Annotated in this window: 28 protein-coding genes; 18 read left to right on the forward strand and 10 right to left on the reverse strand. The window is 65.6% G+C overall.

From position 1 onward, the window contains the following. The coding region (locus tag AC1D02_RS09980) for an IS3 family transposase (protein ID WP_477316271.1) at positions 1–202 on the forward strand (202 nt) is incomplete at its 5' end. A 68-nt stretch (positions 203–270) separates the two neighbouring features. On the opposite strand, the gene AC1D02_RS09985 is transcribed toward AC1D02_RS09980, so the two are convergent. Beyond that, complete coding sequence (locus AC1D02_RS09985) at positions 271–1,944, reverse strand: electron transfer flavoprotein-ubiquinone oxidoreductase (protein WP_477316273.1); 1,674 nt, start codon at positions 1,942–1,944, stop codon at positions 271–273. Positions 1,945–2,107: 163 nt separating this feature from the next. Here AC1D02_RS09985 and AC1D02_RS09990 point away from each other — a divergent pair, with 163 nt between their 5' ends. After that, a complete protein-coding gene (locus AC1D02_RS09990) occupies positions 2,108–2,884 on the forward strand; it encodes an SDR family oxidoreductase (protein WP_477316275.1) in 777 nt (258 codons plus the stop codon). Positions 2,885–2,955: 71 nt separating this feature from the next. Here AC1D02_RS09990 and AC1D02_RS09995 read toward each other — a convergent pair whose 3' ends face one another. Continuing rightward, positions 2,956–3,516 carry a LuxR C-terminal-related transcriptional regulator gene (locus AC1D02_RS09995; RefSeq protein WP_477317143.1) on the reverse strand — a complete coding sequence of 187 codons (561 nt, stop codon included), beginning with the start codon at positions 3,514–3,516 and terminating at the stop codon, positions 2,956–2,958. Positions 3,517–3,658: 142 nt separating this feature from the next. On the opposite strand from AC1D02_RS09995, the gene AC1D02_RS10000 reads away from it, so the two are divergent. Together AC1D02_RS10000 and AC1D02_RS10005 are read left to right on the forward strand one after the other, a co-directional pair. Beyond that, positions 3,659–4,357: a CoA transferase subunit A gene (locus AC1D02_RS10000; protein ID WP_477316277.1), complete on the forward strand. Its 699-nt coding sequence runs from the start codon at positions 3,659–3,661 to the stop codon at positions 4,355–4,357. Between the two features lie 21 nt (positions 4,358–4,378). After that, a complete protein-coding gene (locus AC1D02_RS10005; protein ID WP_477316279.1) occupies positions 4,379–5,029 on the forward strand; it encodes a 3-oxoacid CoA-transferase subunit B in 651 nt (216 codons plus the stop codon). 58 nt (positions 5,030–5,087) lie between these two features. On the opposite strand, the gene AC1D02_RS10010 is transcribed toward AC1D02_RS10005, so the two are convergent. Genes AC1D02_RS10010 through AC1D02_RS10020 form a run of 3 tightly spaced genes read right to left on the reverse strand, consistent with a single transcriptional unit; the run spans position 5,088 to position 7,130 of the window. Next, positions 5,088–5,462, reverse strand: a complete 375-nt coding sequence (locus AC1D02_RS10010) for an energy transducer TonB (RefSeq protein ID WP_477316281.1) — start codon at positions 5,460–5,462, stop codon at positions 5,088–5,090. 25 nt (positions 5,463–5,487) lie between these two features. After that, a complete protein-coding gene (locus AC1D02_RS10015) occupies positions 5,488–6,753 on the reverse strand; it encodes a M56 family metallopeptidase (RefSeq protein ID WP_477316283.1) in 1,266 nt (421 codons plus the stop codon). Next, positions 6,750–7,130, reverse strand: a complete 381-nt coding sequence (locus tag AC1D02_RS10020) for a BlaI/MecI/CopY family transcriptional regulator (RefSeq protein WP_477316285.1) — start codon at positions 7,128–7,130, stop codon at positions 6,750–6,752. Before AC1D02_RS10020 ends, AC1D02_RS10015 begins: the two co-directional genes overlap by 4 nt. A gap of 141 nt (positions 7,131–7,271) precedes the next feature. Here AC1D02_RS10020 and AC1D02_RS10025 point away from each other — a divergent pair, with 141 nt between their 5' ends. Next, positions 7,272–9,656, forward strand: coding sequence for an ABC transporter permease (locus tag AC1D02_RS10025; protein WP_477316287.1), 2,385 nt, complete (start codon positions 7,272–7,274; stop codon positions 9,654–9,656). A 32-nt stretch (positions 9,657–9,688) separates the two neighbouring features. Beyond that, complete coding sequence (locus tag AC1D02_RS10030; RefSeq protein ID WP_477316289.1) at positions 9,689–10,405, forward strand: SIMPL domain-containing protein; 717 nt, start codon at positions 9,689–9,691, stop codon at positions 10,403–10,405. Between the two features lie 5 nt (positions 10,406–10,410). Here AC1D02_RS10030 and AC1D02_RS10035 read toward each other — a convergent pair whose 3' ends face one another. The 4 genes from AC1D02_RS10035 to AC1D02_RS10050 all read right to left on the reverse strand — a co-directional run bounded on the left by AC1D02_RS10035 (position 10,411) and on the right by AC1D02_RS10050 (position 13,788). After that, a complete protein-coding gene (locus AC1D02_RS10035; protein WP_477316291.1) occupies positions 10,411–11,310 on the reverse strand; it encodes a PEP-CTERM sorting domain-containing protein in 900 nt (299 codons plus the stop codon). A gap of 236 nt (positions 11,311–11,546) precedes the next feature. Continuing rightward, entirely contained in the window at positions 11,547–11,777 is a 231-nt protein-coding gene (locus AC1D02_RS10040) for a hypothetical protein (protein WP_477316293.1), read from the reverse strand. A gap of 5 nt (positions 11,778–11,782) precedes the next feature. Next, positions 11,783–12,808 (reverse strand): non-homologous end joining protein Ku, encoded by a 1,026-nt coding sequence (gene ku / locus AC1D02_RS10045; protein ID WP_477316295.1) that lies wholly within the window; start codon positions 12,806–12,808, stop codon positions 11,783–11,785. Between the two features lie 8 nt (positions 12,809–12,816). Continuing rightward, the gene (locus tag AC1D02_RS10050) at positions 12,817–13,788 is read right to left on the reverse strand and encodes an SDR family oxidoreductase (protein ID WP_477316297.1); all 972 of its coding nucleotides are present in this window, start codon (positions 13,786–13,788) and stop codon (positions 12,817–12,819) included. Positions 13,789–13,929: 141 nt separating this feature from the next. Here AC1D02_RS10050 and AC1D02_RS10055 point away from each other — a divergent pair, with 141 nt between their 5' ends. The 11 genes from AC1D02_RS10055 (at position 13,930) to ureG (ending at position 22,582) form a co-directional block, all read left to right on the forward strand. Beyond that, entirely contained in the window at positions 13,930–15,333 is a 1,404-nt protein-coding gene (locus AC1D02_RS10055) for a GGDEF domain-containing protein (protein WP_477316299.1), read from the forward strand. Positions 15,334–15,338: 5 nt separating this feature from the next. Further along, complete coding sequence (locus AC1D02_RS10060) at positions 15,339–16,967, forward strand: SulP family inorganic anion transporter (protein ID WP_477317145.1); 1,629 nt, start codon at positions 15,339–15,341, stop codon at positions 16,965–16,967. Positions 16,968–17,025: 58 nt separating this feature from the next. After that, on the forward strand, positions 17,026–17,175 hold the full coding sequence (locus AC1D02_RS10065; protein ID WP_477316301.1) for a hypothetical protein: 150 nt from the start codon (positions 17,026–17,028) through the stop codon (positions 17,173–17,175). Beyond that, positions 17,172–17,528, forward strand: a complete 357-nt coding sequence (locus tag AC1D02_RS10070; RefSeq protein ID WP_477316303.1) for a glyoxalase superfamily protein — start codon at positions 17,172–17,174, stop codon at positions 17,526–17,528. The genes AC1D02_RS10065 and AC1D02_RS10070 overlap by 4 nt, the downstream gene beginning before the upstream one ends. Before the next feature lie 131 nt (positions 17,529–17,659). Beyond that, positions 17,660–18,490, forward strand: a complete 831-nt coding sequence (locus AC1D02_RS10075) for an urease accessory protein UreD (RefSeq protein ID WP_477316305.1) — start codon at positions 17,660–17,662, stop codon at positions 18,488–18,490. Positions 18,491–18,502: 12 nt separating this feature from the next. After that, entirely contained in the window at positions 18,503–18,805 is a 303-nt protein-coding gene (gene ureA, locus AC1D02_RS10080; RefSeq protein WP_477316307.1) for an urease subunit gamma, read from the forward strand. Between the two features lie 8 nt (positions 18,806–18,813). Then, a complete protein-coding gene (locus AC1D02_RS10085) occupies positions 18,814–19,122 on the forward strand; it encodes an urease subunit beta (RefSeq protein ID WP_477316309.1) in 309 nt (102 codons plus the stop codon). Continuing rightward, positions 19,119–20,819, forward strand: coding sequence for an urease subunit alpha (gene ureC / locus AC1D02_RS10090; RefSeq protein ID WP_477316311.1), 1,701 nt, complete (start codon positions 19,119–19,121; stop codon positions 20,817–20,819). Before AC1D02_RS10085 ends, ureC begins: the two co-directional genes overlap by 4 nt. 9 nt (positions 20,820–20,828) lie before the next feature. Next, positions 20,829–21,311: an urease accessory protein UreE gene (gene ureE / locus AC1D02_RS10095; RefSeq protein ID WP_477316313.1), complete on the forward strand. Its 483-nt coding sequence runs from the start codon at positions 20,829–20,831 to the stop codon at positions 21,309–21,311. Then, the gene (locus AC1D02_RS10100) at positions 21,308–21,949 is read left to right on the forward strand and encodes an urease accessory protein UreF (RefSeq protein ID WP_477316315.1); all 642 of its coding nucleotides are present in this window, start codon (positions 21,308–21,310) and stop codon (positions 21,947–21,949) included. The genes ureE and AC1D02_RS10100 overlap by 4 nt, the downstream gene beginning before the upstream one ends. A 15-nt stretch (positions 21,950–21,964) precedes the next feature. Beyond that, entirely contained in the window at positions 21,965–22,582 is a 618-nt protein-coding gene (ureG, locus tag AC1D02_RS10105) for an urease accessory protein UreG (RefSeq protein WP_477316317.1), read from the forward strand. Positions 22,583–22,615: 33 nt separating this feature from the next. Here the strand turns inward: ureG and AC1D02_RS10110 are convergent, their stop codons facing one another. Continuing rightward, positions 22,616–23,227 (reverse strand): 1-acyl-sn-glycerol-3-phosphate acyltransferase, encoded by a 612-nt coding sequence (locus AC1D02_RS10110; protein ID WP_477316319.1) that lies wholly within the window; start codon positions 23,225–23,227, stop codon positions 22,616–22,618. Positions 23,228–23,419: 192 nt separating this feature from the next. Between AC1D02_RS10110 and arsC the strand changes: the two genes are divergently transcribed. After that, positions 23,420–23,842, forward strand: coding sequence for an arsenate reductase (glutaredoxin) (gene arsC, locus AC1D02_RS10115; protein ID WP_477316321.1), 423 nt, complete (start codon positions 23,420–23,422; stop codon positions 23,840–23,842). Positions 23,843–23,850: the final 8 nt, after the last annotated feature.

Below are 23,850 nucleotides of genomic sequence, written 5' to 3' on the forward strand. Positions count from 1 at the left end.
CAACTGCCATGACAATGCAGTGATGGAGAACTTCTTTGGCATCCTCAAAAGCGAGATGTTTCATCGAACGAAATTCAGCAGCGTCGACCAGTTACAGCTCGCGATCACAAGCTACATCGAATACTATAATTGCAAGCGCATTAAATCGAGGCTGAAGGGCCTGAGTCCTGTGAAGTACAGGATTCGGTACGCGATCAGCTAGTTATCCTCGCTGTCCAACATTTGGGTGGCACTTCAGACCTGACCCCGAATCTGTCGGCGCCGCGTGAATTACATGTTCGGGTAATTCGGCCCGCCGCCACCCTCCGGCGTCACCCACACGATATTCTGCGTCGGATCCTTGATGTCGCAGGTCTTGCAGTGCACGCAGTTCTGCGCGTTGATCTGCAGCCGCTCGCCCGATTCGCTCGGCACGAACTCGTACACCCCGGCCGGACAGTAGCGCGCCTCCGGCCCCGCATACTTGGCCAGGTTGATATTCACCGGCACGCTGTCGTTCTTCAGCGTCAGGTGGATCGGCTGGTCTTCCGCATGGTTGGTGTTCGAGATGAACACCGACGACAGCCGGTCGAAGGTCAGCTTGCCGTCCGGTTTCGGATACGCGATCGGCTTGTAGTTGGCCGCCGGCTTCAGGCACTCGTGGTCGGCGTGCGTGTGATGCAGCGTCCACGGCGCCTTGCCGCGGAAGACGATCTGGTCGATGCCCGTCATGATCGAGCCGAGGTACAGGCCTTTCGACAGCCACGGCTTGACGTTGCGCGCCACGTGCAGTTCTTCCTTCAGCCACGACTGCTCGAACGCGGCCGGGTAGGCGGCCAGTTCGTCGTGCTGGCGCTGCTCGCCCAGCGCGCCGAACGCCGCGTCGGCGGCCATCATGCCCGACTTGATCGCGGCGTGGCTGCCCTTGATGCGGCTCATGTTCAGGAAGCCGGCGTCGCAGCCGATCAGCGCGCCGCCCGGAAACACCAGCTTCGGCAGCGACTGCAGGCCGCCGGCCGTGATCGCGCGCGCGCCGTACGAGATGCGCTTGGCGCCCTCGAAGAAGGTGCGGATCGCCGGGTGGGTTTTGTAGCGCTGGAATTCCTCGTACGGCGACAGGTAAGGGTTCTCGTACGCCAGGCCGACCACGTAGCCGACGGCGACCTGGTTGTTCTCCAGGTGGTACAGGAAGGAGCCGCCGTAGGTGTCCGCGTCGAGCGGCCAGCCGGTGGTGTGGATCACCAGGCCAGGCTGGTGCTTGGCCGGATCGATCTCCCACAATTCCTTGATGCCGATGCCGTAGGACTGCGGGTCCTTGCCCGCGTTCAGGTCGTACTTCACCATCAGCTGCTTGCCGAGGTGGCCGCGCGAGCCTTCGGCGAACATCGTGTACTTGGCGTGCAGCTCCATCCCGAGCTGGAAGTCGGCGCCAGCTTGGCCGTCGCGCTTGACGCCCATGTTCCCGGTGGCGACACCCTTGACCGAGCCGTCGTCGTTGTACAGGATTTCGGCGGCGGGGAAGCCGGGGAAGATTTCGACGCCGAGCGACTCGGCCTGCTGGCCCAGCCAGCGCACCACGTTACCGAGCGAAATGACGTAGTTGCCGTGGTTTTCGAAGCAGGCCGGCACCATGAAGCCGGGCGTGCGGTAGGCCTTGGTCTCGGTCAGGAACAGGATGCGGTCTTCGGTCACTTCCGTGTTCAACGGCGCGCCGAGTTCCTTCCAGTTCGGGATCAACTCGGTCAGCGCGCGCGGGTCCATCACGGCGCCCGACAGGATATGGGCGCCCAGCTCCCCGCCTTTTTCGAGCACGCAGACCGACACTTCCTTGCCTTGTTCGGCCGCCAGCTGCTTGAGGCGGATCGCCGCCGAGAGGCCGGCCGGGCCGCCGCCGACGACGACGACGTCGTACTCCATCGCCTCGCGCGGACCGTACTGTTCAAGAATATTGATTGGCTCTGTCATGGTATTTTTATAGGGTGAAAAATTTAAGCACGAGTGTGCGGCTTTTTGATGCCGATTGCAACTCAGCCCTCCATTTTACGGGCTTTATTAGGTGAGGCAGTCTAATACTGGCAATTTGTGTAATGATTATGTTTTCTCAAGCAGACCGCACAGGGAGTCGAACGTGGGCATTGAAGTCAATTTCGAAGGAAAAATCGCGATGATCACGGGCGCCTCGAGCGGGCTCGGGGCGCGCTTCGCGAAGGCATTGGCGGGTGCCGGCGCGCAGGTGGTGCTGGCGTCGCGCCGCACCGAGCGGCTCAAGGAATTGCGCGCCGAGATCGAAGCCGACGGCGGCGCCGCGCACGTGGTGGCGCTGGACGTCACCGACATGGCCAGCATCAAGAGCGCGATCGCGCACGCCGAGACCGAAGCCGGCCCGATCGACATCCTCGTCAACAACTCCGGCGTGTCGACCACGCAGCGTCTGCTCGACGTCACGGAAGAAGACTACTCGTACGTCATGGACACCAACCTGCGCGGCGCCTTCTTTGTGGCGCAGCAGGCGGCCAAGCGCATGATCGCGCGCGCCAAGGGCGACCCGAAGAAGCAGCACCGCATCATCAACATCGCGTCGGTGGCGGGGCTGCGCGTGCTGCCGCAGATCGGCGTGTATTGCATGAGCAAGGCCGGCGTGGTGCAGATGACCAAGGCGATGGCGGTGGAGTGGGGGCGCTACGGCATCAACGTCAACGCCATCTGCCCCGGCTACATCTCGACCGAGATCAACGAAGAGTATTTCGGGACCGACCAGGGAAAGAAGCTGATCGACCTGCTGCCGCGCAAGCGGGTAGGCAAGCCGGAGGACCTGGATGGCTTGCTGCTGCTGCTGGCGGCGGAAGAGACCCACTTCATCAACGGCGCGATCATCTCCGCCGACGATGGAATGATGGCGCATTAACACAACGACTTTTCGGACCGAGGCCCCTGAAAACCGGGGTCAGGTCCGCCGGACCTGACCCCGTCTTCGAGTCAGCCGGTCACGCCCATCAGCTTGTGCACCAGCTCCGACGACGTCGACGCCGAGAACTTGCGCATCAGCTTTGCCCGATGCATCTCCACCGTCCGCGGACTGAGATCGGTCTCGCGCGCGATCACCTTGCTGGTCTTGCCCTCGACCAGCAGCGCCGCGATCTCGCGTTCGCGCGGCGTCAGCTCCGCCGTCACCGGCCGCTTCTCGCTCAGATCCTCGAACGTCCACACGCCGGCGCCCAGCGCATGGTGCGGGTCGAGCGCGCGTCCGCTCACGTGGCACCAGAACAGTTCCCCGTTGGCGCGCCGCATGATGCGCTCGTCCGAGTAGCGCCCCTTGGCATTCATGATCGGCACGATGCGGTCGCCCGTGCGCAGGAATTCGTCCAGGGTCGGGTACAGCACCAGGAAGGACTGGCCGCGCAGCGCGTCGCTCGGGTAGCCGAACATCGATCCGAGCGCCTCGTTGGCGGACTGGATCACGCGGTCGACCGAGATGCACATGCCGACCGGCGCATGCTGGAAAATCGTCTCGTAGTCGATGGCGTATGATGCTTTGATCTGGTGCAAATCGATGGATCCCGGTGGTTTGAATAGCAGGTATTTCTACGGTATTGTGCTTTTGGCTGGCGTATTTTATGCTGAGAATCTACTCTGAGGTACAGAAAGAGCGAATTCGGCTTAACTATAAAAAGGGACCGGTATGAATAAAGTTTATCCTGACGCGGCATCGGCGCTCGCCGGTATCGTCAAAGACGGCCAGACCATCGCGGTCGGCGGCTTCGGCCTGTGCGGCATCCCGGAGGCCCTGATCAAGGCGCTGCGCGATTCCGGCGTCACTGGCCTGACCGCCATCTCCAACAACGCCGGCGTCGACGACGCGGGCCTGGGCCTGCTGCTGCAGACGCGCCAGATCAAGAAGATGATCTCGTCCTACGTCGGCGAAAACAAGGAGTTCGCGCGCCAGTACCTGGCCGGCGAGCTTGAGATCGAATTTACCCCGCAAGGCACGCTGGCCGAGAAGCTGCGCGCCGGCGGCGCCGGCATCCCGGCGTTCTTCACCAAGACCGGCGTGGGCACCATCGTCGCCGAAGGCAAGGACGTGCGCGAATTCGACGGCGAACAGTATGTGCTCGAGCGCAGCCTGGTGTCGGACGTGTCGCTGGTCAAAGCCTGGAAGGCCGACAAGTCGGGCAACCTGGTATTCCGCAAGACCGCGCGCAACTTCAATCCGAACGTGGCAATGGCCGGCAAGATCACCATCGTGGAAGTCGAAGAACTGCTCGAAATCGGCGAGATCGAACCCGATCACGTGCATCTGCCAGGCATTTTCGTGCAGCGCATCGTCGTCAATGCGCACCCGGAAAAGCGCATCGAGCAGCGCACCGTGCGCCCAAACTAAGAACAGAATTCGGAGACTACAATGGCTTGGACTCGTGATGAAATGGCTGCGCGCGCAGCGAAGGAACTGCAGGACGGTTTCTATGTGAACCTGGGCATCGGCCTGCCGACCCTGGTGGCGAACTACGTACCGAAGGACATCGAGGTGTACCTGCAGTCGGAAAACGGCCTGCTGGGCATCGGCCCGTTCCCGACCGAAGACCAGGTCGACGCCGACGTGATCAACGCCGGCAAGCAGACCGTGACGGAACTGCCTGGCGCAGCCTACTTCAGCTCCGCCGATTCGTTCGGCATGATCCGCGGCGGGAAGATCAACCTGGCGATTCTCGGCGCGATGCAGGTGTCGCAGTACGGCGACCTGGCCAACTGGATGATTCCGGGGAAAATGGTCAAGGGCATGGGCGGCGCAATGGACCTGGTGGCCGGCGTCAAGCGCGTGGTCGTGGTGATGGAGCACGTCGCCACCGCCAAGGATGGCAGCACGTCGCACAAGATCCTCAAGCACTGCACCCTGCCGCTGACCGGCGTGCGCGTGATCGACCTGATCATCACCGACCTGGGCGTGATCGAAGTGTCGGACAAGGGATTGAAGCTGGTGGAGCTGGCGCCTGGCGTGACCAAGGAGCAGGTCATCGAGGCGACCGAGGCGGAGATCGACGTTTCGGCGGTGTAAGCAGGATGGGGTCAGGTCCACCGGACCTGACCCCGGGTTGGCGCCGGGGCTTACATTCTTATTTCAGCGACCAGACATACTGCATCTGCATCCACGCCTGTTCGGGCGTGCCGTTCAAGGTGGCCGGCTTGAAGCGGCACTTGGAAATACCCACGATGGCGGCCGCATCGAGAGAACGGAATCCGCTCGATTTGACGATCTTCGAATCCGCCACCCGACCGTCCTTGTCGATCAGGAAGGACAGTGTTACCGTGCCGGCCTGGTCGAAACGGCGCGCTTCCTGCGGATAGACCGGTTTCGCACACGAGTTGAAATCCGCGACTGCCGGCGTCCGTACATCAGGGGCCTGCATGGAGGTGGTGTTGGCGCATCCTGCCAGCGCGGCGGCCAGTCCGAGGACGGGAATCGCCGGTTTCAAGTTAAATCGGGACATCGATACTCCTTTGGTGGTGGGTGGTTTACTTCAGTGTCCAGACGTACTGCATCTTCATCCACGCCTGTACGGGAATTCCGTCTTCGGTAGCCGGCTTGAAGCGGCACAGCGCAATGCCTTCGCGCGCCGCACGGTCGAGCGGCCGGAAGCCGCTTGATTTGAGAATCTTCGAATCGGCCACGCGGCCTTCCGCATCGATCAGGAAGGAGATGGTGACGGCGCCGGTGTTCTCGTCACGCAGCGACTGCTTCGGCCACACTGGCTTCGCGCAGGTCTTGAAATCGGCGACGGCGCGGGTCCTCACGTGGTGCGCCTTGGCCTGGGCCGGCACATGCAGCGCGGCCGCACAGAAGACCACCGCCATCGCGCACATCGCGACCGCCGCTTTCCAGTTCAGGGCCTGCATGTCCGGTCGCAGCAGGCGCCGGATGCGCGACACCAGCTCGCCGCCATTCGCGGCCATCGCCAGGTGCTGGCCCGAGAACTGCATCTTCTCCAGTTCGGACAGGGCCAGCGCCAGACGGCGAGGATCGCCAAGATGGGCGGCCGCCAGGTCGTCGGCGATCTGTTCGCGCTCGGCGCGGATGCGGCCCGAGATCCACCACACCGCAGGATGATAGAACAGCAGCGTCTCGACCACGTTCTGCCCGAGGTTGACCAGGTAGTCGAAGCGCTGGATGTGGCCCATCTCGTGCGCCAGCAGCGCTTCGAGCAGGTCGGCCGGCATGCCGGTGAGCAGGCTTGCCGGCACCAGCACCACAGGGCGCCACCAGCCGGCGGTGATCGGGCTGGCCAGCTTGTCGACCAAGCGCAGGCGCACCTCGCGCGCGATGCCGAAATGGCGCGCCATCGCGGACACGCGCGCCTGCCATTCCGGATCGGCGCCGTCGCGCTTCCCCAACCGGCCGATCCACCACAGGCCCATGCCCATGCGCAGGGTCAGCGCGCAGGCGCAGGCGGCCCAACCGATCACGATCCATCCGAGTTTATCCTGCAGCCACGCCAGCGCGCCGGCGTCCGCGGCGTTCGAACTCGAAACCGTCTGCAGGGTGTATCGCATCGCCTCTCCGGCCGCGGCGGCGCCGGACAGGCGCGAAGCCAGCTCGAACGCAGGCCATGCCACGCACAGCAGCAGGGCGCCGCAAGCGACGGCGTAGCGCCGCTCCGGCCTCGCGCCGCGCATGGCGAACATCGCGATGGCGGTGGCGCAGCCGATCAGCGCGCCCTGCCAGACGAAATGGAGCAGCGTCCAGCCGATGCCGCTGACCAGCGAGGCGGCGGAAGCGCTCATTTCTTTTCCTCTTTCAGCATCTTCTCGATCTCCTCCCGTTCTTTTTTCGAGATCCCGCTGCGCAGGGCGGCCATCACCAGCGCCTTGGCCGAACCCGAAAATGCCTTCTGCATCAGGTCTTTCAGCAGGTTGGTCTGCAGCGCATCCTGCGCCTGCGCCGGCGCGTACACGTGCGAGCGCTGGCTCTCGTCGCGGATCAGCAGCCCCTTGGTGTGCATGATCTGCATCAGGCGCAGCACGGTGGCGTAGGTGACGTCCGGGCGCTCCTTCTGGATTTCCTCGTGCACCTGCCGGGCGCTGGCGGCGCCGAGGGGCCACAGGGTACGCAGCAGGTCCAGTTCGGCGGCGGTCGGCTTGGGGATATTCGGTGTGGTCATGATGCGGTCCTTCGATGTTTGATTGCAGGTTAGCGCAGATAGACAGGACCGTCTAGAAAATTATTTGAATACGAATGTCTTGTGCCGCCGACGGTTTGCATCTAGCATAGACATCATTGTCTACATTGAGTCGGGGTTTAAATGAATGTGCGTGACTTTCGGATCGGCTGGCGGCTGCTGCTGAAGGAGCCCGGCTATTCGACGGCGGTGGTGCTCGGCCTGGCAGTGGGATTCGCGGTGTGCTTCCTGCTGCTTGGCTTCGTGCGCTACAGCCTTACTTACAACGCGGCGATCCCCGCCAGCGACCGTATTTTCGTGGTCAAGGAGCGGCGCAACCTGCTGCCGCGTCCCGACTGGCGCGCGAGCGCTCCCTTGCCGCTGCGCGACGTCGCGGTGGCATCCGGGCCAAACATCACCGCCACCGCCGCCAAGACGTTCAGCCTGGCCGCGCGCATCGGGACGCGCGTGGTGCCCTTCCGGTTGCAGGTGGCAGACGCCAACTTCCTCGACTTCTTCGGCATCAGCGCACTGGAGGGTGATGCCGCCGCTGCGCTGGCCAGGCCCGATGCACTGGTGCTCAGCGAATCCCGGGCGCGCCAGCTGTTCGGCAGTGCGCACGCGCTGGGGCAGCGCCTGCAAATCGACGGCGCGACGTTCGAGGTGAGGGCGATCGTGCCGGATCTGCCGGCCAACACCACGATCAGCATCGACGCGCTGGTCGGCAACGGCGCCCACAGCTGGGACGCGGCGGCGCAGGGCGGTCTGCCGTGGCGCCGGACCGCCACCGTGTACGTGAAAGCGGGGGCGGGCGTCGATGAACGCGGACTCGAAGCGCTGCTTCAGGATGCCGTGGCGCGCGAGATCGACGCGCCCATCAAGGCGCGCATGGGCAGCAGCGCCCCTGCCGGGCACCTGACCGATATCGCGATCGCGCGGCTGTCGGACATCTACTTCGACCCGGACCTGCTCAGCGGCCGCTCGGGCGCCCAGTACGGCAACAAGGTCGGCGTCGCCGGCCTGGCCGCGCTGGCGGTGCTGATCCTGGTTCTTGCCAGCGCCAACTACATCAACCTTGCCACGGTGCGCACGCTGGGGCGCCAGCGCGAGATCGGCATCCGCAAGGTGATCGGGGCAAGCGGAGCGCGGCTTGCCGCGCAGTTCGTGGCCGAATCGCTGGTGGTGTCGATGCTGGCCACGCTGTGCGGCCTGCTATTGGCGTGGATCGCAATGCCGGTATTCGGCACACTAGTGAACCGGCCGTTGACCGGCATGTTCTCGGTCTCCGCCTGCGCGGTGATGCTGGCACTCGGCGCGCTGGTCGGCATCGTCTCGGCTGCCTATCCGGCTTCGCTGGCACTGGGCCAGGCAGCCGGCAGCGCGCTTCAGGGCCGCGGCAACAGCGAGACGCGGCACGGGCTCGCGGTGCGGCGCGCCCTGTCGGCGTTTCAGTTTGCTGCCGCAATCGCGCTGATCGCCATCACGCTGGCCGTGAGCTGGCAGACGCGCTACGCGAGCCATGCCGACCCGGGCTTCGACGCCGCGTCGATGCTGGTGGTAGCGATTCCGGGCAAGCCGGACTCGCCGGCCGTGCGCGCGTTCCGGGAGGCGGTGGCGCGCGTCCCTGGCGTGAGCGGGGTGGCGGGAATGTCCGATGCGGTCGGGCGCGACGGCAACAAGATCACCTACATGGTCAATCGCCCAGGGAGAGAAACAGTGCCGGTCGAGGCGCGTATCGTCAGCCCCGAGTTCTTCGGCGTGTATCGGATCGGCGCGCTGGCGGGCAGGGTGCTCGGGCCGGAGCAGGACGGACCGGAAAGCACGTCGGTCGTGATCAACGCCATCGCGGCGAAGGCGCTGGGCTTCGCTCCGCCCGAGGCGGCAGTGGGCAAAATGTTCAACGACACGCTGCGCATCGTCGGCATCGTGCCCGACCTGCGCTACCAGAACTTGCGGCAGGCGCCGCAGCCGATGGTGTACCGGATCGGCGCGGACCGGGAAGTGCTGACGGCGCGCGTCGAAGGCAGCGTCGCCGCGGTCCGGCCGCAGGTCGAAACGCTATGGGCGCGCCATTTTCCTGACGACGTGCCGGATATCGAATCGGCGGATGCCGTGTTCACGGCCGCCTACAGCGAGGATGCGCGGCTGGCCAGGATACTCATGGCTGCCAGCGTGGTCGCCACCGCGCTGGCGTCGTTCGGCATCTACGTGCTGTCGGCGTACAGCGTCAAGCGGCGCGCGCGGGAAATCGTCCTGCGCAAACTGCATGGCGCGCGCGGCGCCGACGTGGGCCGCCTGATCGCGCGCGAATTCGCGTGGCTGATCGGCGCGGGCGCCCTCGTCGGCCTTCCGATCGCATGGTTCGCTACCGCGCGCTACCTGTCCGGCTTTGTCGAGCGCGCGCCGATGGGCGGCTGGCCATTGCTATACGCATTAGCTTGCGTCGCCTTCGTGGCGGCGTGCGCGACGGCGCGTCACACGCTGGTGGCCGCGCGCATGTCGCCGGCCCAGGCGCTGCGCGATTACTGATTCAACCCACGAAGGACCATTACGGAGAACCCATGCTGAAGAAGATCATCCTCGTTGCCTCGCTGCTGCTTCCCTTGGCCTCATCGGCCACCGACTTGCCAGATTATCCGTTCATCCACGTGGGCGGCAATGGCTTTTCATACGTGATGCCGGACGTCGGCGAGATCGACTTCGAAGTCTCGGCCTACAACAGCGATCCGGAAGCGGCGCGCCAGGTGGTCGAAGGCCGCATCGCCGAGATCCGCGCGCTAGTGGCGCAGCTGGCACTGGTAAATACGGACGTCGAGATTCGCGACGTGCGCAAGGAAATCCGCAAGCCCGATCCGGCGCAGCCCGGCGTGGTCCTGTACGACGTCAAGTGCGGCGTGCATATCAAGGTAGCCGACCTGTCGAAGTGGCGAGAGCTTGTGGGGCCGCTGATCGCGATGCCCAACCTCGACGCCTTCATGGGAAGCTTCGACACCAGCAAGCGCGACGAGGTGGAAATGGACCTGACGAGCGAGGCGATCAAGGCGGCGAAGCGCAAGGCCGAAGGGATCGCCGCCGGTTTCGGCCGCAAGCTAGGCCCGGTGAGCGGCGTTTCCGCCGGCGACCTGAAAAACGTCTCGCGCGCGATGGGATTCGCGGGCGTCGAGCCGACTCGCGCGCGCAACGTCGTCGCCCGCAGCGATCGCGAGCGCGAGGCGCTGTTGATGGTCGAGGTGATGAAGATGTCTCGGTCTGTCGACGTTATCTTCAGATTCAAATAGCTGGATCAGCACGCACGCGGATTCCGACGCCGCGCAAAGAAGCAGGCCCCGAGTCCCGCCAACAGCAGTGTGAAGGGAGCGGGTTCGGGTACCGAAGCCCCGACATCTTGCGCGATTGCGTAGTCATGCCCAGACGCGCCGATGAAGTCGACGCCCGAAGCCGTGAAGTAGGTATGACTGCTGTGAAGAGCGCTCACCTGGCCGACATTGCCAGGGAAGGCGCCGGCCGCCTGGTTCGCGCCCACGTCCGCGTGGACTGCGCCGATGAGGTCGCCCTGCACGAGCAGCAGGGCTCCAATCACCGTGTCGAACGAAAATGTGTAGGAAACATTTTCGGCATCGTACCCGGAGGAACAACCCGCATATAGTTCCGGTGCGGTAGCGCTGCACGCCCTAAACTGCAGAAGGGGTCCCACAATATCTTGCTGATAGACGCTGTAGTCAGCCCAAAGATACGCGTAGGAACTTGCAGTGACTTCGCCAGTGATGCTGGTGGCCATGTTTCGGGCGCGTCCATCTATCGACAAGGTCACTGTGACTACCGTCGGCGTGCCAACTGAAAGTGTATTGCTCGTCACCAGGACCTCATCCGCATAGGCCGCCGAAGCGTGTGCGTCGGCGTATGTGCTGACCTGACCTGAACTCGCAAGGGTTGCCGCGTTCAGATAAAGACCGACATCGCCATAATTTGCCCGAACGCCGTATCCAGCCTGGCCAATGCCGGCCGCGATCGATTCGGTGGTCGCGGCGAGCGGTGCAGCAGTGGCTGATGACGCCGGAACGCAATTAACAACCGCCGTTCCTGTATTAACTTCGCACGATGCTGAAGTGGACAGCTGGCTGCACCATCCAGCAATAGGCATCGAGAGGATGCTCATCAAGGCGATTTTGATCGCTGGTCGCATATTCGTGCTCCTTCCGATTGGGCGAATCGTTTATCGATCCGGCAAACGGAGAACCAGAGCATAAAATGTACCAGTTCTTCAAAAGCTAGTTAAATCAATGACTTGCGGAAAATGAGACTGGGCGTTGTAAGAAATTTCGACGCAAGCAGACAGCACGTGGGCAGTCGTTCAAACACGGTCTCTTGCATGCGCTCGCCGTCGCTCACCGGGCAGGCTGAAGCACGGCGCCGTCGCGCTCACTCGTTCTTGACGATGCCACGCACGTTCATGGCGAATAGCCCCACCTGCAACGCGATCAGCGCCCAGGCTTCATCGTGCCAACCCCACACGATCCAGAGCACATTACTGAGCACGAACATCGAAAAGCCGAGGATGCGGCGGTCGGTGCGCTTCGAGCCGATAAGGTAGGCGGCATACAGCGTCACCGCCATCGCCGGCCACTGCACATGGTCGATCCAATCCGGCATGCTGATCAAGCCGCCGATTTGCGGCGCGCCGGCGCAGCCGCCTTGGCCGGCGCGGCCTTCGCCGCAGCCTTCTTCGGCTTCGCGCTTGCCGCGACGCGCTCGGTCGTCTTGCTGACCACCTTGCGCGGCTTGGCTGCCGGGGCCTCTTCCTCGTCGTTGGCCGCGGGCTTGCGCGCCTTGCGCGGCGGTGGCGGCTCGTCGTCGTCCTCCACTTCCGCGGCCGCGGCCTTGCCCGGCTTCTTGCCGATACTTTGCTGCAGCAGCGCGACCAGGTCCACGACGTTGCTCGACGACGGCCGCGCGCTTTCCTTGCCCGGCATCGTGATGGTCTTGGTCTGCTTGGCCTTGACCTTCTTCTCCACCAGCGCCAGCACGTCCTCGCGATAGGTGTCGTGATACTGCTCCGGCTTCCAGTCTTCGCTCATGCCTTCGACCAGCGCCATCGCCATCTTCAGTTCCTTGTCCGTCACCGCCGCCGTCTTGGCGCTCTTGGACGGGATCTTCAGTTCGTCGGTCGCGCGGATCTCGTCGGCGAAACGCAGCGTGTTGAGCACGATGGTGTCGCCCACGCACACCAGCGCGGCGAGGTGCTGCTTGACGCGGATGACCACCGTGGCGATGCCGATCTTGCCGGCCTTGCGCAGCGTCTCGCGCAGCAGCGCGTACACCTTGTCGCCGCCCTTGCCAGGCGCGAGGTAGTAGGGCTGCTCGTAATACAGCAGCGGCACCTGGTCGGCGTCGACGAAGGCGAGGATGTCGATGGTGCCGGTGGCCTCCGGATTGGCGCGCCGCAGGTCTTCCTCCGACAGCACCACGTACTCGCCGTCAGTGTATTCGTAGCCTTTGACGATGTCGTCCCAGGTCACTTCCTTGTTGTTGTTCTTGTTGTAGCGCTTGAAGCCGACCGGCGAAAAGTCACGCCGGTCCAGCATGGTCAGGTCGAGCGAATGCTCGCTCACCGCCGGGTACATATCGACCGGGATGTGCACCAGGCCGAAACTGATCGCTCCCTTCCACAGGCTGCGTGGCATATCGTGTCCTATTCTCCGACGTAACCGGTGGCCGGCAAGACCACGCCGGTGATGTAGCTCGAGCAGATCGACGAGGCCAGGAATACGTAGGCCGGCGACATCTCTTCCGGCTGCGCCGGCCGGCGGTACGAGGTGTCGCCGCCGAACTTGCTGATCTTGTCGGGCGACTGGTCGGCCGGATTGAGCGGCGTCCACACCGGTCCCGGCGCCACCGCGTTGACGCGGATGCCCTTGTCCAGCAGGTTGGCCGCCAGCGACATCGTGAACGCGTGGATCGCGCCCTTGGTGGTCGAGTAGTCGAGCAGGTGCGCATTGCCCTGCAGGCCGGTGACCGATCCCGTATTGACGATCGCGGCGCCGCGCTTGAGGTAGGGCAGGGCCGCCTTCGCCATGTGGAAGTAGCCGTAAATATTGGTGCGCATGGTCTCGTCGAAGCGCTCTTCTGTCAGGTCGAGCAGCGAGGCTGCGTGCTCCTGGAAGGCGGCGTTATTGACCAGCACATCGAGCCGGCCCCACTCCGCCACCACCTTGTCGACCGCCTCCTGGCAGAATTCCATGTCCTTGACGTCGCCGGCCACGGTCACGCAGCGCCTGCCCTCGGCCTCGACGCAGCGCTGGGTCTCGGCCGCGTCTTCGTGCTCGTTGAGGTAGAAGATGGCGACGTCGGCGCCTTCGCGCGCGAACAGCACGGCCACCGCGCGGCCGATGCCGGAGTCGCCGCCGGTGACGATCGCCACCTGGCCCTGCAGCTTGCCGCTGCCCTTGTAATGCTCGGCCATGAACAGCGGCTTGAGCTCCATGTGCGCTTCCATGCCCGGCTTGCTCAGGTGCTGGCTCGGCAGCGGCAGCCCCGGATAGGTCGCCGAACCGGTCTGCACCGCTTCCTTGGGCTCCTTCTCCGGCCCGGCCGCCGCGTCCTTCTGGTCCTGCCGGCTCTGGATCGCCTTCTGCTTTTCCGCTACTTCGTCCTGTATCGCCATTGGTCGCTCCCGTTGTGGTCTTTTAAGTATCCTCCTCAGGATGTCCTCGGGACGGTGCGCTTCCACACATAAGGCGTGCCATGGGTATGCGTGCCGGGTGCTTTATGGCAAACTACGGGCTACCATTTTCGAGGAGAAAGTATGTCGCAGCAGGCCGAAGCCCGCACCCCGCCGGTTGGATTGTATTTGCACCTGGCCGCCGAGCGCCGGGTCGCGTTCCAGGCGGCTTGCGGCGACCAGTTCGGCCGCCTGTTCGTGGCGGAAGACGCCGCGCAGGCCGCGCACATCCTCGCGCAGGAGCCGGTCGACCTGCTGGTGATCGACCTCGATCGCTTCGACCGCGGCCTCGACCTGGACGCGCTTGGGCAGCTGGTCGCCAGCCGCAAAGGCGCGCCGGTGCTGGCGATATGCCCGTACGACGCGGCCAACTGGCTCGCCGGCCTGATGGCGCACGGCCCAATCGATTACCTGATCGGCCCCACCACCGATGCCGCGCTGCGCCAGCGGATCGCCGCGCCGGCCGCCGCCATCGATGCCGGCGCCGACGCGCTGCGCTTCGTGCGCGCGGGCGTGCTGCAGGCCGTCGCCGGCATCGACGACCTGGCCGAACTGGCTCCTGGCCTGTGCGCGGCGCTCGCGGAGTGGCCCGGCGTGGTGCATTCGGCGCTGTTCCGGACCGGCGAAGCGGGCGAGGTCACGCTGGCCGCGCAGCATTCGCCGGCCGGCATCGACATCGCCCGCGCCGGCCGCGCCTTCCCCGGCTTCGTCGCCGCGGCGAGCGGCGAACTGGTGCTGCTGGACGCGCCGGAAAAAACCGGCGATCCCGAGCTGGCGGTCGCCCTGCACGACATCGACGTTGCCATGGCCGTCGCGGCGCCGATCCCCGCGCATGGCCCCGGCGCGCCCCAAGGCAGCATCTCGCTGATGTTCGCCCAGCCGCGCCAGCTTTCCCCCGGCTCGCTTTCAGCGCTGGCCGAACTGGCCCAGCTGGCGGGCCTGGGCCTGCGCATGGCCGGCATGGCGCGCGACGCCGAACTGCTGCTGGCGCGCGTAACCGACCTGGCCACCACCGACGCGCTGACCGGCGTGGCCAACCGCCGCCGCGGCGAGACCCTGCTCGAACAGGAAATCAAGCGCGCGCGCCGCTACAAGACGCCGTTGGCGCTGATCGGCTTCGACGTCGACCACTTCAAGGCCATCAACGACCGCTACGGCCACCCGACCGGCGACGCCGTGCTGCGCATCCTGGCGGATACAGTCAGCGCCGCGCTGCGCGGCAGCGACCTGCTGTCGCGCAGCGGCGGCGACGAATTCCAGATCGTCGCGGCGCACACGAACGCCATCGACGCCCTGAAAGTGGCCGAGAAAATCCGCATGGAGGTCGAAGCGACGGTGTTCCCGGGCTGCGACCGGCTGACCATCAGCCTGGCCGTGGCCCAGGTGGGCGAGGAGGAGAGCGCCGATTCGCTGATGCAGCGCGTCGCCGCCGCCCTGAACCGGGCCAAGCGGGCGGGACGCAACTGCGTCGAACTGGCGATGCAGTGACGCCGATGCTGGGCTGGCTGAAGCAGTACCGGCGCGGCCTGCTGGCGGGCGACATCAGCGCCGGCATCGTGGTCGCGATGATGATGATCCCGCAGGGGATGGCCTATGCGATGGTGGCCGGCGTGCCGCCGGTCGCCGGCATCTACGCCAGCATCCTGCCGCCGCTGATCTACGCGGTGTTCGGCACCAGCATGACGCAGTCGGTCGGACCGATGGCGATCATCTCGCTGATGACCGCCGCCGCGCTGGGCCCGCTGGCCGTCGCCGGCACCGGCCTGTATGCCGTGCTTGCGGCCCAACTGGCGCTGCTGTCCGGCGTCGTGCTGCTGGCCTGCGGGCTGCTGCGCATCGGCTTCCTCGCCAATTTTTTCTCGCGCCCCGTGATGAGCGGTTTCACCATCGGTTCGGCCATCGTCATCGCCTGGGGCCAGCTGTCCACGCTGGCCGGCGCCGAGCTGCCGCGCTTCCATGCGCACAGCGTGATGCTGGGCGGCGCCTCGCTCGTCTTGCTGCTGCTGGCGCGCACCTGGCTGGCGCGGATTCTGCGCACGCTCGGACTGAATGCGACGGCCGCCGACATCGGCGCGCGGCTGGCGCCGATGTTCGTCGTCGTCGGCGCCACCGTGCTGACGGCGTGGCTGCACCTGGACGTGCGCACCACCGGCGCCGTGCCGGCCGGCTTGCCGGGACTGAACCTGGCCATCTCCAGCGCCCACTGGCGCCCTTTGCTGCAGCCGGCGCTGCTGATCGGCTTCATGATTTTCCTGATCAGCATGTCGGCGGCGCAGGCGCTGGCCCTGAAGCGGCAGGAAAAGCTGCACAGTAATTTCGAGCTGATCGGACTGGGCGCGGCCAACATCGGCAGCGCGCTGTCGGGCGGCTTCCCGGTCACCGGCAGCATGTCGCGCTCCGCGGTCAATTTCTCGGCCGGCGCCAACACGCCTCTGGCGAGCGTCATCACGGCGGCGCTGCTGGCCATCGCGCTGGTGGCGCCTACCGGCTGGCTGGCGCTGCTGCCGCTGCCGACGCTGGCGGCCACCATCATCGTCGCGGTGCTCGGGATGCTGGAGCTGGACACCTTGCGCATGGCGCTGCGCTACGACCGCGGCGACGCGCTTGCGCTGGTCGCCACCGCCGCCGGCGTGCTGGCAATGGGTGTCGAGGCGGGCGTGGTGATCGGCGTGGTGCTGTCGATGGGGACCCTGATCTGGCGCGCCAGCCGGCCGCACATCGCGGTGCTGGGGCGGATCGCCGGCACCGAGCATTTCCGCAATATCGAGCGCCACAGCGGCGGCACCGCGCCCAACGTGCTGCTGCTGCGGATCGACGCCGGCCTGTTCTTCGGTAACGTCGAAGCGGTCAACCAGCGCATCGAGGAAGAACTGGCGGCGCGCCCGGCCACGCGCGACCTGGTGCTGGTGCTGTCGGCGGTGAACGCGATCGACACCTCGGCCCTGTTCGGCCTGACGGAGCTGAACCAGATGCTGCGCCACCGCGGCATCGGCCTGCACCTGGCCGAAGTCAAGGGGCCGGTGATGGACCGCCTGAACGCCAGCGACCTGCTGGCGCGGCTGAACGGAAAGATCTACCTGAGCACCGCGATGGCCTGGGACGAGCTGGCGGGAAAAGCGTGACAGCACGCTGCTCTTGTGGCATCGTTGGCGGGTACACAACCGACGGAGAATCTACGCCATGCGCCACCTGATCACCATCGCCTGCCTGCTGGCCGCGATCCTGTTCTACTCGCAGGGCAGTCCGGCTGCGCCCGTATTCCTTATTCTCGGCATGATCTTCGAAGGGGCCTTCTGGATGCGGATTGTCCGCCGCAAGCATCTGAAATGAAGCTCGAGCCGGGCATCCCGGTGCTGCGCAGCTTCTCGGAGCAGCACACGCGCGAGTTCTACATCGACTTCATGGGCTTCAAGGTGAACTGGGAACACCGGTTCGAGCCGGACACGCCGCTGTACATGGAGATCGAGCGGTCCGGCCTGGTGCTGCACATCTCCGAGCACTTCGGCGATGCGGCGCCCGGCGCAGCGGTGTTCATCCGCATCGACGACATCGCCGCGCTGCACGCCGAACTCAATGCCAGGCACTATCGCCATGCGCGGCCCGGCCTCCAGCAGCAGGACTGGGGCACGGTGATGCAGATCGACGACCCGTCCGGCAACCGCCTGCGCTTCTGCCAGTCCTGACGACGTCGCGCGCCGATCTGGGGCGGCGATAACTGTTCCGCTCCAAATCTCGGTCGATTGATTTCGAAAAGTTGTAGACAATGCACCATTTTGGTGCATTTTGCTGGCATGCATCCTGCTCAGGTATAGGAATGCGCGACTGCTCACCTACCGTTGGATCCACCGCCTGGCGCGCCTCGCTGCGGCTTCGCTTCGCCGGCGATGACGGCGTCACGCGTCTCGTCGAGCGCGCGCACAGCGGCCCGTTGCGCGTGCAGAAACCGCTGTACCCGGAAGGCCCCGCAATCTGTCACGCCATCGTGATCCACCCGCCCGGCGGCGTGGTCGGCGGCGATTGCCTGTCGGTCGACGCGGAAGCCGGTGCCGGCGCCCACGCCTTTATCACCACGCCCGGCGCGGCCAAATGGTATCGGGCCAACGGCAAGGTGTCGCGCCAGGACGTGAAGATCGCGGCCGGCTCCGGCGCCGCATTCGAGTGGATGCCGCAGGAGACCATCCTGTTCGACGGCGCCGACGTGGTGCTGGACCACGAGGTCGCGCTGGAAGCCGGCGCGTGTTACATCGGCAGCGAAATCCTCTGCTTCGGCCGGCGCGCATCGGGCGAGTCGTTTTCTCACGGCGCGCTGCGCCAGCGCACGCAGATCCGCAGCGCCGGAAAACTGGTGTGGTGGGAGCAGGGCGCGATCGGGCCGGCGGCATTGGCCAGCCGTTTTGGACTTGGTGGCGCGACGGTGTGCGCAACCTTGATTGGCGTCGGATCGCCAGTGCCGGCAACGCTGCTCGCATCGATGCGCGCGCTCGATCCGGCGCTGGGGCTGACCCAAATGAAGTCGGTGCTGGTTGCGCGCTGGCTTGGCGACGACAGCGAAGCGGCGCGCCACGCACTGATCAAAGTCTGGCAGTCGCTGCGCCCGCATCTGCTCGGATGCGAGGCGCCGCTGCCGCGCATCTGGAACACCTGACCCGGAGCCGACATGGACCTGACCCCGCGCGAAAAAGACAAGCTGCTGATCTTCACCGCCGGCCTGCTGGCCGAACGGCGCCTGGCGCGCGGCCTGAAGCTCAATTACCCGGAGGCGGTGGCACTGATCAGCGCGGCCATCATGGAAGGCGCGCGCGACGGCAAGAGCGTGGCGCAGCTGATGTCCGAGGGCGCGACGATCCTGACGCGCGCCGACGTCATGGAGGGCATCGCCGAAATGATCCCCGACATCCAGGTCGAAGCCACTTTCCCGGACGGCAGCAAGCTCGTGACCGTTCACAATCCGATTCCCTGAGGAGCGCCATGATACCGGGCGAATACCGGCTCGAGCCGGGCGACATCGAGATCAACATGGGCCGCGACACGCGCACGCTGTTGGTGGCGAACAGCGGCGACCGGCCGATCCAGGTCGGCTCGCACTTCCACTTCTACGAGGTCAACACGGCGCTGCTGTTCGAGCGCGCCGATGCGCTCGGGATGCGGCTGAACATCGCCGCCGGCACCGCGGTGCGCTTCGAGCCGGGCCAGCGGCGCACCGTGGAACTGGTCGCGCTGGCGGGCGAGCGCAAGGTCTATGGATTCAACGGCCTGGTGATGGGGGCGCTGCCATGACGAGGATCACGCGCGCGGCCTACGCCGAAATGTACGGCCCGACCACGGGCGACCGCATCCGCTTGGCCGACACGGAGCTGTTCATCGAGGTCGAAAAGGACTACGCGATCTACGGCGAGGAAGTCAAATTCGGCGGCGGCAAAGTGATCCGCGACGGCATGGGCCAGTCGCAGCGTAGCCACGCCGATGTGATGGACACGGTGATCACCAACGCCGTCATCGTCGACCACTGGGGCATCGTCAAGGCCGACATCGGCATCAAGGCGGGCATGATCGCGGCGATCGGCAAGGCGGGCAATCCGGACATCCAGCCCGGCGTGACGATGGCGATCGGCGGCGCCACCGAGATCATCGCCGGCGAAGGGATGATCGTCACGGCCGGCGGCGTCGATACCCACATCCACTTCATCTGCCCGCAGCAGATCGAGGAAGCCTTGATGAGCGGCGTGACGACGATGATCGGCGGCGGCACCGGGCCGGCTGTGGGCACCGCGGCCACCACCTGCACGCCAGGGCCGTGGCACCTGCATTCGATGCTGGGCGCGGCCGACGCCTTCCCGATGAACCTCGGCTTCCTCGGCAAGGGCAACGTCAGCCTGCCGGAGCCGCTGGAAGAGCAGGTGCGCGCCGGCGCCATCGGCCTGAAGCTGCACGAGGACTGGGGCAGCACGCCGGCGGCGATCGACAACTGCCTGGCGGTGGCGGACCGCATGGACATCCAGGTCGCGATCCACTCCGACACGCTCAACGAAGGCGGCTTCCTGGAGACCACGCTGGCCGCGTTCAAGGACCGCACCATCCACACCTTTCACACCGAGGGCGCCGGCGGAGGCCACGCGCCTGACATCATCGCCGCGGTGGGCCAGACCAACGTGCTGCCGTCGTCGACCAATCCGACCAGGCCGTTCACCGTTAACACGCTCGACGAGCACCTCGACATGCTGATGGTCTGCCACCACCTCGATCCTGCAATCGCCGAAGACGTGGCGTTCGCGGAGTCGCGCATCCGTCGCGAGACCATCGCCGCCGAGGACATCCTGCACGACATCGGCGCCATTTCGATGATGTCGTCGGACTCGCAGGCGATGGGGCGGGTCGGCGAAGTGATCATGCGCACCTGGCAGACCGCGCACAAGATGAAGGTGCAGCGCGGCGCGCTGGCGCCGGATGGCGCGCGCAACGACAACTTCCGCGTCAAGCGCTACATCGCCAAGTACACCATCAACCCGGCCATCACGCATGGCGTGGCCCATGCGGTCGGCTCGCTCGAGCCGGGCAAGATCGCCGACATCGTGCTGTGGAAGCCGGCCTTCTTCGGCGTCAAGCCGTCGATGATCCTCAAGGGCGGCATGATCGCGGCGGCGCAGATGGGCGACCCGAATGCGTCGATCCCGACGCCGCAGCCGGTGCATTACCGGATGATGTTCGGGGCCTTCGGCGGCGGGCTGAAAAAGTCGTTCACCTTCGTCTCGCAGGCGGCGTTCGACGCGGATATCGGCCGCGAACTGGGACTGGCGAAGACGCTGATCCCGGTGCGCGGCATGCGCCACCTGCGCAAGTCCGACATGATCCACAACGGCGCCGCGCCGCACATGGAAGTCGATCCCGAAACCTATGAAGTGCGCGCCGACGGCGAGCTGCTGGTGTGCGAAGCGGCGGCCGTGCTGCCGATGGCGCAGCGTTATTTCCTGTTCTGAAAGCGAGCCATGCTGACCCTGCATACCAAAGTCCCCGACGCCTCCGAACTGCATGGCCGCCTGGTGCTGCCCTACGACCAGCGCGAGAAGTGCCGCCTGCGCGGACGGCTCGAATCGGGCGAGGAAGTGGCGATCTTCACCGCGCGCGGGACGGTGCTGCGCGACGGCGACCTGCTGGCCGGCGAGGACAAGCGCGTGGTGCAGGTGGTCGCCGCGCTGGAGCCGACTTACGCGGTGTTCTGCTACAGCGAGCCGGCGCTGGCGCGCTGCGCCTTTCACCTTGGGAACCGGCATACCCAGGTGCAGATCGGCGCCGGCTACCTGCGCATCAGGGTCGATCCGGTGCTCAGGGAGATGGTCGAGGGGCTGGGCGCGCACGTGGTCGAGGAGATGGCGGCGTTCGAGCCGGAGGCGGGCGCGTATGCCGCGGGGCACAGCCATGCTTCGCCGGTGCCGGTGCGGCAGAAGATTCATCGGCCGGCAATCGCATGAACGCCGCTGCGCTCCTGCATTTACTGCAGTTCGCCAGCCCGGCGCTGCCGATCGGCGGCTACAGCTATTCGCAGGGGCTGGAGACGGCGATCGAGCGCGGCATGGTCACCGATGCCGCTTCCGCCCGCAATTGGATCGCGGCCTACATGGATCTGATCTCCCTGTGGGACGCGCCGATTCTGTGGCGGCTGATGAAAAGCGACGAGGCCGGCGTGGCCTTGTGGAGCGAGCGCTTCATCGCCTCGCGCGACAGCTCCGAGTTTCGCGCAGAGACGATTCAGATGGGGTATTCGCTGGCTCGCCTGCTGGACGAACTGGGCGTGCCCGGCGGCGAAGGCGAGGTGGCGTTGCCGACAGCGTTCGCCCGCGCAGTGGCGGCGTACGACATCCCGCACGAAGAGGCGCTGCTTGCGATGCTGTTTTCGTGGTGCGAAAACCAGGTGCTGGTGTGCGTGAAGTCGGTGCCGCTCGGGCAGGTCGCGGGGCAGCGCCTGCTGCTTTCGCTGGCGCCCGAGATCGAACTGGCCGCGGTGCGTGCGCGCGAGCTGCGGGATGACGAGATGTCGAACTGGTCGCCCGGATTATCCATGCTGTCGATGCGGCACGAGGTGCAGCATGGGCGGCTTTACCGTTCCTGAAAAGAGAGAATTGCTATGAGTTCCAATCCACTGCGCGTAGGCATCGGCGGGCCGGTCGGATCCGGCAAGACGGCCTTGTGCGAGAAGCTGTGCCGGGCGATGCGCGACGACTACGACATGGCCGTCATCACCAACGACATCTACACGCGCGAGGACATGGAGATACTGTTGCGGGCGAACGCGCTGCCGCCGGAGCGGCTGATGGGCGTGGAGACGGGAGGCTGCCCGCACACGGCGATCCGCGAAGACGCGTCGATCAACCTGGAGGCGATCGCCCGCATGCAGGCCGACTTCCCCGACCTCGACCTGATCCTGATCGAGTCGGGCGGCGATAACCTGGCGGCCACCTTCAGTCCCGAGCTGTCCGACCTGACGCTGTATGTGATCGACGTGGCGGGCGGGGAGAAGATTCCGCGCAAGGGCGGTCCGGGCATCACGCGGTCCGATCTGCTGATCATCAACAAGACGGACCTGGCGCCGCACGTGGGCGCGGACCTGGACGTGATGGCGCGCGATGCGCGGGTTCAGAGGGGAGAGCGGCCGTTCCTGTTCACCAACCTGCGCACCGGCGAGGGCGTGCAGGCGGTGACGGCGTTCATTCGCGAGCAGGGGCTGCTCGACGCGGTCCACTAGTTTGTCGTACCAGCCTTCGCTGGTACGACAAGCTTAGGCATTGGCCCGCGGCGGCGCCAGCACGATCGGCGCTTCGAGTTCGGGATGCAGGCCATGATGGCCCTTGTATGCCGCGGCGATTGCGGCCATGTCGCGCTCCTGGTCGCCGGTCAGGTCGATGGTGTCGACCACCGACAGTTCCTTGTTCGGATAGTCGATGTAGACGATCAGCAGCGGCACCTTGGCGGTGACGGCCAGGTGGTAGAAGCCGCTGCGCCAGTGCGGCCGGTAGCTGCGCGTGCCTTCCGGCGCCAGCGCGATCCAGCACCAGTCGGCCGCGTTCATGGTGTCGGCCAGGCGCTGGGTCGCGCCGGTGGTCTTCTCGCGCTCGACCGCCATGCCGCCCCAGTGGCGCATCGCCACGCCCATCGGGCCCTTGAACAGCGACTCCTTGCCCAGCCAGCGGAATGGCAGGCCGACCGCCCACTTGGCCAGCAGGCCGACGATGAAGTCCCAGTTGGAGGTGTGCGGGTAGACCACGGCGACGCCGTGCGGGCCGGGCAGCGGCTTGAAGCGCACGCGCCAGCCGAACATGTTCAGGAGCCGCAGCGATATCCGCTGGCCCAGGGTGGGTAGTGCAGCCGCTTTGAGCTGGTATTGGTCCATATTTTCTCCGACGACCTGTCCAGCAGGATCTGATAATTTTGCCATCTTTCCCACGGAAGCTTGAAACAATTGCAATTGGGAAATTCGCGCATCGCATTTTATAGCGGTCGGGGCGGGGGAGACAAGCAAAAAGAGGTGGCGGCGTTGCGCGCGCGGCTTGTATCATGCGGTGACTGAATTGACAGGATTTTCATGGACATCACGATTTATCACAACGCCCGCTGCGGTACGTCGCGCAATACGCTGGGCCTGATCCGCAATGCCGGCGTCGAGCCGACCATCATCGACTACCTGGCCAACCCGCCGTCGCACGCGCTGCTGAAGGCGATGACGGCCGCCGCCGGCCTCAAGGTGCGCGACGTGATCCGCACCAAGGAAGCGGCCTACACGGAGCTGGGGCTGGACAATCCTGCGCTCGACGACGATGCGCTGATCGACGCGATGCTGGCGCATCCGGCGCTGATCGAGCGTCCGTTCGTGGTCAGCGCGCAGGGCGTGCGCCTGTGCCGGCCGTCGGAGCTGGTGCTCGACATCCTGCCTCCGCAGCAGGGCCCCTTCACCAAGGAAAACGGCGAGCAGGTGATCGACGAAAACGGCCAGCGCATCGCGCGCTGACCCCCGGC

It is taken from the genome of Massilia sp. P1_C10, assembly GCF_056406475.1.